This window comes from Enterococcus sp. DIV1328a (genome assembly GCF_050536905.1).
GTDB classification, from domain to species: Bacteria; Bacillota; Bacilli; order Lactobacillales; family Enterococcaceae; genus Enterococcus; species Enterococcus faecalis.
The window spans coordinates 2095459-2109294 of sequence record NZ_CP172912.1; the positions used below are offsets into that span (position 1 = coordinate 2095459).

Here is a 13836-nt window from a genome sequence, read left to right on the forward strand (position 1 = left end):
TGTCAAAAAAATAAGGCTTCAGGAACCAGTCTTTACGACTATGGTTCCTGAAGCCTCATCATGAATTACTATTTTTTGCTTCGCCTTTTAGGCTACTTCTTCTGAAAACTGACTGTTATATAAATCAGCATAAAAACCGTTTTTCGCCATTAATTCATCGTGGGTTCCTGTTTCCACAATTGAACCTTCTGCCATAACGATAATCGTATCAGCATCACGGATAGTCGACAAGCGATGAGCAACTACAAAGCTGGTCCGATTTTCCAATAAACGATTCATTGCTGCTTGAATCAGTATTTCTGTTCGAGTGTCCACACTTGAGGTGGCTTCATCCAAAATTAAAACGTCTGGATTTGCTAAGAATGCTCGAGCAATTGTAATTAATTGTCGTTGACCTTGAGAAATATTGCTGGCTTCTTCATTTAAAATCGTTTGGTAGCCTTCTGGTAATTTTCTGACAAAATCATCCACATGGGCTGCTTTCGCCGCACGGATCACTTCTTCTTCGCTCGCTTGGTCATTACCATAATGAATATTGTCATAGATACTTCCAGTGAACAACCAAGTATCTTGAAGAACCATTGAGAAGTGTGCTCGCAACTCTTCGCGAGATAAATCGCGCGTATCTACGCCATCATATTTGATGCTGCCGCTACTAATATCATAGAAGCGTTCCAATAAGTTAATTAGGGTTGTTTTTCCAGCACCTGTTGGGCCCACGATTGCGACCATTTCCCCAGGTTTAACATTTAAATTGAAATCTTTCATTAATAATTTCTCTGGTGAATAGCCAAAAGCAACATGTTCAAAAGAAACACGATAAGGACTATCTGTTTCCACTGGTACGCCAGAAGGTTCATCCACCATTTCTTCTTCATCTAATACTTCAAAGACACGTTCTGCCGAAGCCACCGTAGCTTGGATTGTATTCATTAAATTAGCGATTTGAGTAATCGGTTGTGAAAATTGATTGGTATATTGAAGAAATGCTTGGACATCCCCTAAATCCATCATACCATTCGCTACTTTTACGCCACCAAGGACTGCAACAAACACGTAGCCTAGATTTTTGATAAAGTTCATTAAAGGCATAATGATCGCTGAAATAAATTGTGCTTTGCGACCAGCATGATATAATTTTTCATTTTCTTTTTCAAATACTTCTTGATCACTTTCTTCGTGGTTGAAACTTTTTACTACTACGTGACCACCGTAGGTTTCTTCGACTTGGTTATTCAATAATCCTAAGCTTTTTTGTTGAGCCGCAAAATGTTTTTGCGAGCGAGGTGCCACAACCATCACAACAATTAAACTTAATGGCACTGTTGCTAAAGCAATTAGTGTTAACTGCCAGCTAATGGTCAGCATCATCCAAAGTACACCCACAAATGTCACGATACTGGTAATTAATTGGGTTAAGTTTTGTTGTAAAGTACTCGCAATATTATCCATGTCGTTAATTGCCCGTGACATAATGTCCCCATTACTATGAGTATCATAATAGGAAATTGGAACTTTGTTCATTTTCGCTTCTAATTCTTGACGTAATTCATAAACTGTTCGCTGTGAAACACGTGTCATAATTACTTGCTGCAAGAAATTAAAGACAGCAGAAATAAGGTACATGGCAATAACAATTAATAAAATTTGACCGATTTTGTCAAAATCAATTGGAAAAGAAGTTATTTTTAAGCCTTGTTTCATTTCAGCAGCGCCTTTCATGACGCCTTTAAAAATTTCAGTTGTTGCCTGTCCTAATACTTTTGGTGTTTGAATTTGGAAAACGACGGCTGCGATTGCTAATACTAAGACAGCAATAATTGACAGCATTCGTTTAGACATGTACCGAAATAAACGTTTCACTGTTTTCCAGAAATTTTTTGGTTTTGGCCCTTTTGCGCCAATGTTACGTCCTGGTCCCCCGCCCATTGGTCCGCCTTTTGGTCGACTACTCATGCAAGGTCCTCCTCTCTCAATTGAGAATGTACAATTTCTTGATACGTTTGGTTATTCGCTAATAACTCTTCATGCGTTCCTTTACCAACTAATTTCCCTTCGTCTAATACTAAAATTGTCGATGCTTCCATAACCGTACTTACACGTTGGGCTACTAAAACGACAATTGCATCCGTCATCTGCTCTTTTAAGGCTTTTCTTAAATTAGCATCTGTTTTGAAATCCAATGCAGAAAAGGAATCATCAAAAACATAGACATCTGCTGGTTTTACTAAAGCACGAGCAATAGCCAACCGCTGGCGTTGTCCGCCAGAAAAATTACCGCCGCCTTGTTCGACATGACTATCCAAACCTTCTGCCAATTCTGAAACAAACGCCTTCGCCTGCGCGATTTCTAAGGCTTGCCAAATTTCTTCATCGGTCGCATTTGGGGCGCCGTATTGCATATTTTCACGAATCGTTCCTGTAAATAAAACAGCCTTTTGCGGTACAAAGCCAATCATTTCTCGTAAATTATGCTGTGACGTTTCTTTAATGTTTTTACCATTTAGCAAAATTTTGCCAGATTCAACATCATAAAAACGTGGTAAAAGATTAACCAGCGTTGTTTTCCCAGAACCTGTCCCACCAATAATTGCGACCGTCTCCCCAGATTTTGCTGAAAAATCTATATCTTCCAGTGCTAAGTTTTCAGCATGCTGGTAACGATAATTAACATGTTCAAACGCCAATGTTGCTTTGTCGCCTTTTAGAGAGAGTAGTTCTGGATTGGGTACATCTTTGATTTCTGAATCAGTATTTAGCACCTCATTAATCCGATCAGCAGAAGCTTGCGCCCGCGGTACCATGACAAAAATCATGGATAGCATCATGAAACTCATCAGAATTTGCATGGCATAAGTCATAAAGGCGATTAAGTTCCCTACTTCTAGTTGCATTTCCGCAATATAATGACCGCCAAACCAGGTGATTGCAATATTGGTACCACTCATAATGAGTGTCATTAAAGGAATCATCAAAGCGACAATCGTATTCACTTTAATCGCCGTTTGTGTATAATCCTTATTGGCTTCATCAAAACGTTGTTCTTCATAGTTTGCTTTGCCAAAGGCCCGAATCACACGAACCCCTGTCAGTCCTTCACGAAAAACTAAATTTAAACGGTCTGTTTTCTTTTGCATGCTTTTAAATAACGGAACCGCTAAAAACATGATACCACCCACTAAAACAGCCATAATTGGTAAAACATATAGAAAAATTTTCGTTAATTGTGGGTCCTTGTTATACGCCATAAAACTTGCACCAATTAACGTTAAAGGTGCGTTAATCATTAAACGTAAAAACATTTGCATAACCATTTGAATCTGATTGACATCATTGGTTGTTCGTGTAATTAGCGAAGCTGTCCCAAATTTGTCAAATTCATTATTAGAAAAATTTTCAACTTTTCGATAAATATCAGTCCGTAATTTTTTACCTAAACTTTGTGATTCTTTGGTGGCAAAAAAGGTATTTCCAATAGAAGCGACAATGCTAATCAAAGAAAAGCCTAACATGACAACTCCTGTACTCCAAATATAGTTAATATCTCCTTTAGCGACACCGTCATTAATGATATTAGATGTTAATGTGGGCAGATATAAATCTGCGATAATTTGCACGATCATAAATAAAACCGCTGCAAAGACCGACCATAACGACATCCGTTTGACTAGTTTAATCAACTAACTTCTCCTCCTTTTTGCTACTTATAAGCGCCATTTTTCAACCAATTTAATTTCATTTTTAATTGTTTGACTGCTTCAGTTGAATCATAGGCAGTATTTTCTCTTTGTTGACGATACCCATCAACAATTGTTGAGAAAACGGCATGCATCGCCGTCTGCATGAACCATGTGAATTCTTTTGGCGTTTCAATGGTTAATTTCGAACGATCAATTATTTGATAAAGATGTTCTGCATAGGCAGCATGGCCTTTTCTTCCTCTATGCTTATGACAGTGCTGTTTCCTATTTTTTTCCTCTTCTCCAGTCGCTAAATTATCCGTCACCCGACGTGAAGCACGATAATCCATGTTGACAAATAAATTCCGATAGAAAGAAGCATTCTCTCCCGTTAGCACTTCGACAATCATTTTGGAGAAATAGACATCCATGGCTTCGATTAAATCACCATTTTCTGCAATAATTTGTTTCTCTAAATCTCGTTCACTATTTTTTCTTAATGTCGCAAAGTAATAAAAATACAAATCTTCTTTGTTCTCAAAATATTGATAAAAGCTACCGCGAGGAATTTCCGCTAATTTAACAATATTTGCAATTGACGCTTCTTGTAAAGAATGGCGTGAAAATTCAATTTGCGCAGCATCTAATAAGCGTTGTTGCTTTTCTTCTGGCAAATGAAAAAACGTATTCGTAGGCATATTTGTGTTCCTCCCTTTTATGACACATTGTCATATGACACCATGTCATTATAGCACTCTCTATTCAGAATGCAAGTTTTTTACAAAAAAAATCAAGCACCTAGCAAGACAAAATTGATGTTAGATTCTGTCTCACCAGTTGCTTGATTAATAATAGTGTTTGATGCATTCTTGTAACAAGCCAGCGACCTCTTTTATAGGTCCATTGGCATCTATTCGTTGATAATTAGGATATTGTTCCAATTGGTTTTTGATAAGAATTTCTTGATCATAAAGGTTTAAACGTTCTTCAATAATTTTAGGATCAGATTCTCGTTGCTTTAAACGTTGATAAATATTTTCTTTTGAAACGTCAAAAAAAACTGGAATGACGGACTCGCCAAAACGCTCAAAGACCGCTTGAAAGCCTGGAAAAGTTAACGCATTATAGGCTGGATGCTCTTTCGTTGTTTCAACGATGGCAGCTACACCGACACCGTAATAGTTTCCATGGTAAAAATCATACTCCACTAACTGATTGGTTTCAATCAAGGTTTGAAAACTTGCTTTTGTTTCAAAATAGTAATCCACACCATCCACTTCATCCAACCGTTTTTTCCTCGTAGTATGCGAGATAACTTTATAGTTTTTCGGAAAAACCTTACTTGTAATTGCGGTCTTGCCAGAACCACTAGGACCCATAATAACAAAAAATGGATGTTGTAATTGCTTAATCATTAGAAACGCTCCTCTCAGTTGTTTCTATTATAACGTATTGTGCACTATTTTGAAAAATTGACAAAAAAGAGCTTGGGCCAAAAATCACTTTGGATTTTTGGCCCAAGCTTAAAAATTAATAAACGGCGGGAACAGAAGCAACAACCTGCTACGCTTATCTTGTTTTGTTTAATTACAATAACTAGTCTAAGTTTTGTCCATTAGTTTCGATAACTTGTTTGTACCAATTAAACGATTTTTTTTCATAACGGTTTTTAGTACCATTTCCTTCATCGTCTAAATCAACGTAAATAAACCCATACCGTTTACTCATTTCACCTGTGGAAGCACTGACTAAATCGATACAGCCCCACGGCGTATAGCCCATTAAATCGACGCCGTCTGCAACTGCTTCTGCCATTGCTTCAATATGACGACGTAAATAATCAATCCGATAGTCGTCTGCCACATAGAAATTTTCGTCTACTTTATCAATTGCACCTAAGCCGTTTTCCACAATAAATAAAGGTTTTTGATAACGATTATATAATTCATTTAGGGCAATTCGTAAGCCTTCGGGATCAATTTGCCAACCCCATTCACTTGCTTCTAAGAAGGGATTTTTAACGCCGCCTAAAAGATTCCCATTTGCTGTATCGTTGGTAGTGCCAGTAACATCGACAGCAGTCGACATATAATAACTAAAGCCAATGTAATCCACTGGGTATTCTTTTAATAATTCTAAATCTCCTTCTTCAATAATTAAGTCTTTCACAGCATATTTTTGATACATGCGTTCTGCGTATGCTGGATATTCACCACGAACTTGAACATCTGTACAATAATAATTAAACTCTTGGTTTTCAATCATTGTAGCAACTTGATTGACTGGATTCGAATCAATGCCATACGTTGTTGCATAAATAATCATACATCCAATTTTTAATTCTGGATTTAATTCATGGCCAATTTTTACAGCTTTACTACTTGCAACAAATTGATTATGCCAGGCTTGGAAAATGTTTTGATAATCATTGGCTCCATTGCTTTTCACCAATCCTTGACTAAGTGCTGGGAAATGAAAAGCTGAATTAATTTCATTGAATGTCATCCAATAGTTAACTTTTTGGTGGTAACGTGTTAAAACAGTTTCCGCAAAACGTTCATAAAAGTCAACTAATTGACGATTTTTCCACCCGCCGTATTCTTTCGCTAAATGCAGTGGCATTTCATAATGAGAAATCGTAATTACTGGTTCAATGTTATAGCTTAAACATTCATCGATAACCGCATCATAAAATTTCACGCCGGCTTCATTCGGTTGTGTTTCATCTCCTTGTGGAAAAATACGCGACCACGCAATTGAAAAGCGATAACATTTGAAGCCCATTTTAGCAAACAACGCAATGTCCTCTTTAAAGCGATCATAGTGATCAATTCCTGTATGATTAGGGTAGCGATATTTCGTTTCGTCAATCGTCCAATCAAACGCTTCATCTCCTAAAATAGCGAAACGTTGTTTTCCTCCAGGCATCGCATCTGCCACAGATAACCCTTTACCATCGGCTAAGTAAGCCCCTTCTAATTGATTGGCTGCGGTCGCACCGCCCCATAAAAATCCTTTTGGAAATTTTGTCGTTGTTGTCATACTTGTTCCTCCTCCAATTGTCTTTTATTTAATAATGGCTAAAAAGTCTTCACCATGTAACACGTCTGTTTGGTTCATATCCAAAACATCTAAATAATCATTCGTATTCGTTACCACAATCGGTGTAACTACTGGATAACCAGCTTCTTTAATGGCAGCAATATCAAAAGTAACCAGCAAATCTCCTTTTTTAACAGAATCACCTTGTTTCACTGATAATTCAAATCCTTTACCATCTAATTCGACTGTATCCATGCCAATATGCATTAATAATTCAACGCCCTCTGTTGTCGTCAAGCCAACAGCATGTCCTGTCGGAAATAATGTGGTGATTTCACCATCTGCGGGTGCATACAGTTTGCCTTCAGTCGGCTCAATTGCAACACCTTTTCCTAAAGCACCTGACGCAAAAACAGGATCTTGTACTTTTTCTAGCGGTAAAATTTCACCTTGAAGTGGACTTGCTAAAATAATTTTGTCTTCTTGATTCGTTTTTACAGGTGCCACCATCTTATCAGTTTCTGTTTTTTCAGTTGCTGTTTCTGGATTAGGTTGATCTTCAAAGCGTAAGACAAACGTTAAGACAAACGCAATGATAAAGGCAATTCCGGCACCAATCGCACCAGTAATCATCGGTGCAGTATCTTTTGTCTCTGCAGGAATAAACCCAGGTAAACTCAACATACTAACCAAGCCAAACGTAAAGTTTTTCACGTGATTCATAGCCACAAATGCACCACCGATACCGCCACCAATACAAGCTGCAATAAATGGTTTTTTCAATGGTAAAGTCACGCCATATACAGTTGGTTCAGTAATTCCAAAAATAGTCGTAATACTTGAAGACAAAGCCAAACCTTTTAATTTCACATTTTTTGTTAGGAAAAAGACAGCTAAAGCAGCCCCGCCTTGTGCAATAACGGCTGGTAATAACATTGGTACCATCGTATCGCCACCTTGTGTTAAGTTTAACATCATAATTGGTACAAAGCCCCAATGCATACCAAACATTACCAAGACTTGCCACAACGAACCCATTAATAACCCTGCGATAATTGGACTAAAAGCGTAAATTGCGTTGTATCCTTGTCCCAACCAATCGCCGATGACCGTCCCGATAGGACCAATAGCTAAGAAGGTAACAGGTGCCATAATAAGGAAAACAGCTAACGGAACGCAGATAATTTGTAGAAAACTCGGAATTACTTTTTTGAAGAAACGTTCCACATAACTTTGTGCAAAAACAGCCAAAATAATTGGTAAAACCGAAGAAGTATAGCCACTTGGCCCAATAATCACTGGAAGACCAGCAAAGCTAATTGTTTTGCCTGCTAAAGCAGTAATGCTGGGATGAACTAAGGCCATCGCCAAAGCAACCGCTAAAAAGGGATTAGTATTGAATTTTTTAGCAGCCGTAAACGCTAACATAATTGGTAAGAAAGTAAATAAGCCATCTGCAATCGAAAAGAGAACAAGATATACGCCTGAAGTGTCAGCTAACCAGCCCATAGTTACAGCTAATGTTAAGAAGCCTTTTAGAACCCCAGCGCCGGCCATTGCACCTAAAAACGGTGTAAAAATAGAAGAAATAATATCAATTAAACGGTTAAAAATATTTCCGCCACTTTCTTTTTCTCTATTATCAGAATCATTACCTAGTCCACTGTTGGCCATCAAATCCTTATAGACATCACTAACGTGACTGCCAATAACCACTTGATATTGTCCTGCACTTTGAACTACCTGAATAACATCTGGGTCAGCATTCAATGCAGCTGTATCTGCTTTATTTTCATCTTTTAATTTAAAACGTAAGCGCGTAGCACAGTGAACAACACTATTAACGTTGCCTTCGCCCCCAACAGCTTTTAACACACGTGCTGCAATTTCTTGATTTTTACTCATCTCTAGATCCTCATTTCCATTAATTTTTAATATCAAAAAAACCTACATTGAAAAAGAGCCAGATCCTTCTCTTCACAGCTGCGCAGTCTGCGAAAATCATTATCGGTTTTTCAATCTAGGTTTTGCCTGCATTATCAGTAACAATCCGCGATTATTGGTTGTTATGCTTTTTTATCATTGACCACTCTTTGGATATGAATGGTTAAATAAATCATTTCCGCTTGATCAATTGGTCGATCATAGCTTTTTAATAAATACTCATTAATACGTTGGACCGCTTGAAACGCCTTAGGATACTTTCCTTGGACCAATGCAAAAAGAAATTCGTCCTCCTCATCATGCGCTTCTTGTTTTAAATAACGTTGCGCAAAATATTGAAGATGTGTAACAATTCGTTGATAGTTCAATGAATCTTCATCAAACACCTGTCCAAAGTAGCGACTAATAATCGTTAAAATATCACGAACCATCTTGGTTGCTTCCATGGTAACTTCCATATTGCCATTTCCTTGTTCAGCATTCACAATATGAAAAGCAATGAAGCCCGCTTCATTTTCTGAAAATTGAACCCCTAGCTTTTCAGCAATAATCGCTAATGCTTGCTTTGCGATTTCAAATTCTTTAGGATAAAATTTACGTGTTTCGAATACAAGAGGATTCGGAATATCAATTCCTTCTTTGGCTCGAAGTAACGCATAGTGAATATGATCCGTTAAAGTTAAATAAATATTTGATGAAAGCTCAATCGCTAGCGTTGTTTCTGCTAAATCAACGATTTGTTTGACGACTTCTACTTCTTTGGTGGGGACGTCTTCAAACAGCTGCTGGAATTGTCCTGCCATAGCGGAGTCCTTTAACACGAATTCCTTTTCAACATAATCTGGATTGATCGTGTCTCCAATCTTCTTTTGAAAGGCTAAGCCGCGTCCCATATAAACAATTTCTTCGCCTTGCTCATTTCTTGAAAGCACGACATTATTATTTAAAACTTTTTCAATCCTCATGATGAATGCAACCTCACTTTTTTATAAAAAAAGCCCAGAATCCCTCCACTGATTGTGTTAATGGAAGACTCTGGTTTTGCCTGCAAAGCAGTAACAATCCTTATTTACAAAGTAATAATAGCATGCTTTTTTTTAATATGCAAGCCTTTCCAAAAAAATATTTTTATTTATTTTTTACTCTGTTGATCCATTTAAAAAAAAAGTTTACTAAAAGTAAAAAAAAGACTTGCTTTCTCTTACTTTTTATTAGTAAAATAGAGATGTTGAATTTTTAAACTATTTATTTTAAGGAGATTACACAATGTCAAAATTATTAGTTGTTAAAGCACATCCATTAACAAAAGAAGAATCACGCTCAGTTCGTGCGTTAGAAACATTTTTAGCTTCATACCGTGAAACAAATCCATCAGACGAAATCGAAATTTTAGATGTTTATGCACCAGAAACAAACATGCCGGAAATCGATGAAGAATTATTATCTGCTTGGGGTGCACTTCGCGCTGGCGCAGCGTTTGAAACATTAAGCGAAAACCAACAACAAAAAGTGGCTCGTTTTAATGAATTAACTGATCAATTTTTATCTGCAGACAAAGTAGTAATTGCTAATCCAATGTGGAACTTAAACGTACCGACACGCTTAAAAGCTTGGGTAGATACAATCAACGTTGCTGGAAAAACATTCCAATATACTGCAGAAGGACCAAAACCTCTAACAAGTGGTAAAAAAGCCTTACACATCCAATCAAATGGCGGCTTCTACGAAGGAAAAGATTTTGCTTCTCAATACATTAAAGCGATTCTAAACTTTATTGGTGTTGATCAAGTCGACGGATTATTCATCGAAGGAATCGATCATTTCCCTGATCGTGCGGAAGAACTTTTAAATACTGCCATGACCAAAGCAACTGAATACGGTAAAACATTCTAAATTTTCCGAGTGATTTACAGCAAAAAGAGACAAGCAGTTCATTCACTGCTTGTCTCTTTTGTTACGTAGATTCTTGTTGATCTGGCTTATCTTCATCATACAAACCGGAAACAATTTGGTACCACTCAAAAATGTGTGTAATTATCACCTTAGCTGCGGCATAAACAGGAATTCCTAAAATCACCCCGACAATCCCAAATAGTTTACCAGACGTTAATAAAACAACCAAAATGGTGACTGGATGAATGGATAACTGACTGCCTAGGACAAGTGGTGAAATAAACCGACCTTCGACCGTTTGCTCAATGGCAAAAACAATCAAGACTTTAATTAACAAGGCTGGCCCACTGACAATTCCTAAAAAGACTGCTGGAATCATTGCTAAAAATGACCCTAAATAAGGGATTAAATTTAAAAAGCCTGCTGCAATACCTAAAGTGACTGCATAATCTAAGCCAATGACAGAAAAACCAATCATAAACATAATTGCCACTGCGAAAGCGACAGTTAACTGTCCTCTAATATAAGAAGAGACTTGATCATTGACTTCTGCAAGAACTTTTAAGGTTGGTTTACGCATCTTCACTGGTAAAAACTTCATTAAATATGGCGCTAAGTTTTTGCCATCTTTCAGTAAATAAAATAGAATAAACGGCATCGTAATGATGGCGACAAAGATCGTAGCCACCGCCCCAAAGAAATTACCAATTCCTTGTACTGTGAACGTTGAGACGTTTTTAATGATGGTACCTAACGAACTGACAACTTTATCGCCTGCCGCTTCAAGTTGTTCTCTAAATTGCGCGAAAAGTGGATCACTTAATATTTCCTGCGATTTTTGATCAATTGTATCAATATATTGAGGAAAATGATTTACAAAGCTGACAGATTGCTCACGAATTTTAGGAACGATTACAATACCACCCCAAATGAGTAGTGCCACAATTAAAATAAATAGGCCGATAATACTCCAGACACGTGAGATTTGTTTTTTCTCTAAATAATCGACAATCGGATTTAATAAATAATATAAAATCCCCGCCATAATTACTGGTAAGCCGACAACGCCGAAAAACTGCCAGACGGGCTTAAATAAATAAGAAACTTTCGTAAAAGTTAGAATAATTAACAGCACCAATAAGACAATCAGTAAGGCTGTTACTACTTGATTATTTAAAAACCAACGCCAAAACCAAGACAGGCGTTTATCAGTCGTTTGTTTTTTATCCATTGATTCACGCTCCATTTACTAAGTAATCAATTGTTGTTCCAATCGTTATCTTTGGTAACTGATGGGGCGTTAAATAAACACCATTTCGGATAACATCATCCTCATCGGTTGGTGCATCAGCAAAGATTAAAGTGCTGTGAGCGATACTTTGCAAGTTACTATTGGCAAAAGAACCCACTTTTGTAATTGTATAGTTTGTATCGCCAATTTTCAGATGATCTCCTTCTGCCAAGGTAACTTGGTCTTTTTCTGGGAATGATTGAATAACTGCATGTTGCTTCAAGGTATCGGTAGCAGTTTCACCAAAAAGAATAATCATTTTTTCTGAATCATCGATTGCATGTTTGCCTATTTCTGTTACGGTTGCTTGCATCTTCCATCCCACTCCTTCATTATCTTACTTCTATTATTATAGCATAGAATAAAATAGATATTCAGGAAAAAGAAAAGGCGATGAACAATCGTCAATTGACTTTTGTTCACCGCCTTAAAATAAGTTTTTATTTAAAGAAGTTCATAATATGAGTCCAAATTTTTTCATCAAAGACATCCATCGGATTCCCATTTCCAATCAAACCATAACCAATCATTGTTCCCACAACAAATAAGATAATGACTAACGAAATGACCACTAGAATTTTCAATAATGTTACTAAAATATAACGAAATGAACTCATACGTTTGACTCCTTTAGATTACTGTCGTTGCTTGTTTTTCTTCAATTTTTTCATCATTGACGCGTTCAACGTTCGCGCCTAATTTTTGAAGTTTTTTATGGAACTCATAATAGCCACGATCTAAATATTTCAAATTAGAGACACGTGTAATGCCATTTGCACGTAACCCTACTAAAATCAATGCGGCAGCTGCCCGTAAATCAGTGGCTTCCACTGCTGCTCCTTGTAACTCGTTGCCACCATTAATAACGGCGATGTTGCCATCAATTTTTAAGTCAGCGTTCATTCGACGCATTTCCTCTAAGTGTTGGTAACGATTTTCAAAGACTGTTTCTGTCACGATGCTTGTTCCTTCAGCAAACATTTGGATCGCTGTCATTTGCGCTTGCATGTCTGTTGGGAAACCAGGATGCGGCATTGTCTTAACATCTGTTGGTTTTAGATGTTTTGGTCCAATTACACGGATGCCGTTTTCTTCTTCTTCAATGATTGCACCCATTTCAGTTAATTTAGAAATTAGCGGACGATTATGTTCAGAAATTGCTTCTTCAATTAAAACATTGCCCTCAGTCATTGCTGCAGCTACCATGAACGTACCTGCTTCAATTCGATCTTGAACGATTGAATGCTCTACGGCATGTAATTTATCGACGCCTTCGATACGCATCGTTTCTGTCCCAGCACCGATAACATTGGCACCCATTTTGTTTAAAATGTTTGCTAAGTCAACGATTTCAGGTTCACGAGCAACGTTTTCAATGATGGTTGTTCCTTTCGCACGAACAGCAGCCATCATAATATTTTGCGTAGCGCCGACACTTGGGAAGTCTAAGTAAATAGTGTTACCGATTAGTTCATCCGCAATTGCTTCAATGTAACCATTTTTTTGGATGATTTTTGCACCTAATGCTTGGAAGCCTTTTAAGTGTAAGTCAATTGGTCGTTTGCCAATGGCACAGCCACCTGGCATTGCCACTTTGGCATGACCATTACGAGCCAATAAAGGTCCCATTACAACGATAGAAGCACGCATTTTACTAACGTACTCATAGTTTGCTTCGATCCCTAAAGGTTGTGTTGCGTCTATTGTTACTTCATTCGCGTCTTCATCAAAATCAATGGCTACATTCAAATGCTTAATTACTTGATTCATTGTAAATACATCAGATAAAATTGGTACATTTTTTAAAGTAGTAACGCCTTCTTCAGCTAAAAGAGTAGCTGCTAAAATTGGTAAAACAGCGTTTTTGGCGCCTTCAATTTTTACAGTTCCTTCTAATTTTGTATTACCACCATGAACAATAATTTGTTCCATTTTGTTCCCCCCAAAAAAATGAGAATAGGTATTCCTATTCAAAATCTTTACTAT

Annotated in this window: 12 protein-coding genes; 1 reads left to right on the top strand and 11 read right to left on the bottom strand. The window is 37.3% G+C overall.

Translation table 11 applies throughout. The features are described from left to right. Positions 1 to 87: 87 nt before the first annotated feature. The 7 genes from IGL93_RS09990 to licT form a co-directional block, all read right to left on the bottom strand. Positions 88 to 1956 carry an ABC transporter ATP-binding protein gene (locus tag IGL93_RS09990; RefSeq protein ID WP_002356577.1) on the bottom strand — a complete coding sequence of 623 codons (1869 nt, stop codon included), beginning with the start codon at positions 1954 to 1956 and terminating at the stop codon, positions 88 to 90. Further along, a complete protein-coding gene (locus tag IGL93_RS09995; protein WP_002374237.1) occupies positions 1953 to 3680 on the bottom strand; it encodes an ABC transporter ATP-binding protein in 1728 nt (575 codons plus the stop codon). Before IGL93_RS09995 ends, IGL93_RS09990 begins: the two co-directional genes overlap by 4 nt. A gap of 20 nt (positions 3681 to 3700) precedes the next feature. Continuing rightward, positions 3701 to 4378, bottom strand: a complete 678-nt coding sequence (locus tag IGL93_RS10000) for a TetR/AcrR family transcriptional regulator (protein ID WP_002367146.1) — start codon at positions 4376 to 4378, stop codon at positions 3701 to 3703. Between the two features lie 147 nt (positions 4379 to 4525). Next, a complete protein-coding gene (locus tag IGL93_RS10005) occupies positions 4526 to 5095 on the bottom strand; it encodes a guanylate kinase (RefSeq protein WP_002367148.1) in 570 nt (189 codons plus the stop codon). A gap of 181 nt (positions 5096 to 5276) precedes the next feature. Then, positions 5277 to 6722 (bottom strand): glycoside hydrolase family 1 protein, encoded by a 1446-nt coding sequence (locus IGL93_RS10010; RefSeq protein ID WP_010776038.1) that lies wholly within the window; start codon positions 6720 to 6722, stop codon positions 5277 to 5279. Between the two features lie 24 nt (positions 6723 to 6746). Further along, positions 6747 to 8627 (bottom strand): beta-glucoside-specific PTS transporter subunit IIABC, encoded by a 1881-nt coding sequence (locus tag IGL93_RS10015; RefSeq protein ID WP_002359609.1) that lies wholly within the window; start codon positions 8625 to 8627, stop codon positions 6747 to 6749. A 161-nt stretch (positions 8628 to 8788) separates the two neighbouring features. Beyond that, on the bottom strand, positions 8789 to 9631 hold the full coding sequence (licT, locus tag IGL93_RS10020; protein ID WP_002359608.1) for a BglG family transcription antiterminator LicT: 843 nt from the start codon (positions 9629 to 9631) through the stop codon (positions 8789 to 8791). Positions 9632 to 9932: 301 nt separating this feature from the next. Between licT and IGL93_RS10025 the strand changes: the two genes are divergently transcribed. Next, a complete protein-coding gene (locus IGL93_RS10025; protein ID WP_002367152.1) occupies positions 9933 to 10559 on the top strand; it encodes an FMN-dependent NADH-azoreductase in 627 nt (208 codons plus the stop codon). A gap of 61 nt (positions 10560 to 10620) precedes the next feature. On the opposite strand, the gene IGL93_RS10030 is transcribed toward IGL93_RS10025, so the two are convergent. The 4 genes from IGL93_RS10030 to murA form a co-directional block, all read right to left on the bottom strand. After that, the gene (locus IGL93_RS10030) at positions 10621 to 11790 is read right to left on the bottom strand and encodes an AI-2E family transporter (protein ID WP_002381494.1); all 1170 of its coding nucleotides are present in this window, start codon (positions 11788 to 11790) and stop codon (positions 10621 to 10623) included. A 4-nt stretch (positions 11791 to 11794) separates the two neighbouring features. Beyond that, positions 11795 to 12163, bottom strand: a complete 369-nt coding sequence (locus IGL93_RS10035) for a PTS glucitol/sorbitol transporter subunit IIA (protein ID WP_002356567.1) — start codon at positions 12161 to 12163, stop codon at positions 11795 to 11797. 127 nt (positions 12164 to 12290) lie between these two features. Further along, positions 12291 to 12467: a DNA-directed RNA polymerase subunit beta gene (locus tag IGL93_RS10040; RefSeq protein ID WP_002356564.1), complete on the bottom strand. Its 177-nt coding sequence runs from the start codon at positions 12465 to 12467 to the stop codon at positions 12291 to 12293. Positions 12468 to 12480: 13 nt separating this feature from the next. Beyond that, the gene (gene murA, locus IGL93_RS10045) at positions 12481 to 13782 is read right to left on the bottom strand and encodes a UDP-N-acetylglucosamine 1-carboxyvinyltransferase (protein WP_002356562.1); all 1302 of its coding nucleotides are present in this window, start codon (positions 13780 to 13782) and stop codon (positions 12481 to 12483) included. Positions 13783 to 13836: the final 54 nt, after the last annotated feature.

Coding starts and splice junctions, on each gene's coding strand:
- IGL93_RS10015 (WP_002359609.1), bottom strand. CDS start 8,627: ATGAGTAAAAATCAAGAAATTGCAGCACGTGTGTTAAAAGCTGTTGGG.
- IGL93_RS10025 (WP_002367152.1), top strand. CDS start 9,933: ATGTCAAAATTATTAGTTGTTAAAGCACATCCATTAACAAAAGAAGAA.
- IGL93_RS10040 (WP_002356564.1), bottom strand. CDS start 12,467: ATGAGTTCATTTCGTTATATTTTAGTAACATTATTGAAAATTCTAGTG.
- licT (WP_002359608.1), bottom strand. CDS start 9,631: ATGAGGATTGAAAAAGTTTTAAATAATAATGTCGTGCTTTCAAGAAAT.
- murA (WP_002356562.1), bottom strand. CDS start 13,782: ATGGAACAAATTATTGTTCATGGTGGTAATACAAAATTAGAAGGAACT.
- IGL93_RS10030 (WP_002381494.1), bottom strand. CDS start 11,790: ATGGATAAAAAACAAACGACTGATAAACGCCTGTCTTGGTTTTGGCGT.
- IGL93_RS09990 (WP_002356577.1), bottom strand. CDS start 1,956: ATGAGTAGTCGACCAAAAGGCGGACCAATGGGCGGGGGACCAGGACGT.
- IGL93_RS10000 (WP_002367146.1), bottom strand. CDS start 4,378: ATGCCTACGAATACGTTTTTTCATTTGCCAGAAGAAAAGCAACAACGC.
- IGL93_RS10035 (WP_002356567.1), bottom strand. CDS start 12,163: ATGCAAGCAACCGTAACAGAAATAGGCAAACATGCAATCGATGATTCA.
- IGL93_RS10010 (WP_010776038.1), bottom strand. CDS start 6,722: ATGACAACAACGACAAAATTTCCAAAAGGATTTTTATGGGGCGGTGCG.
- IGL93_RS10005 (WP_002367148.1), bottom strand. CDS start 5,095: ATGATTAAGCAATTACAACATCCATTTTTTGTTATTATGGGTCCTAGT.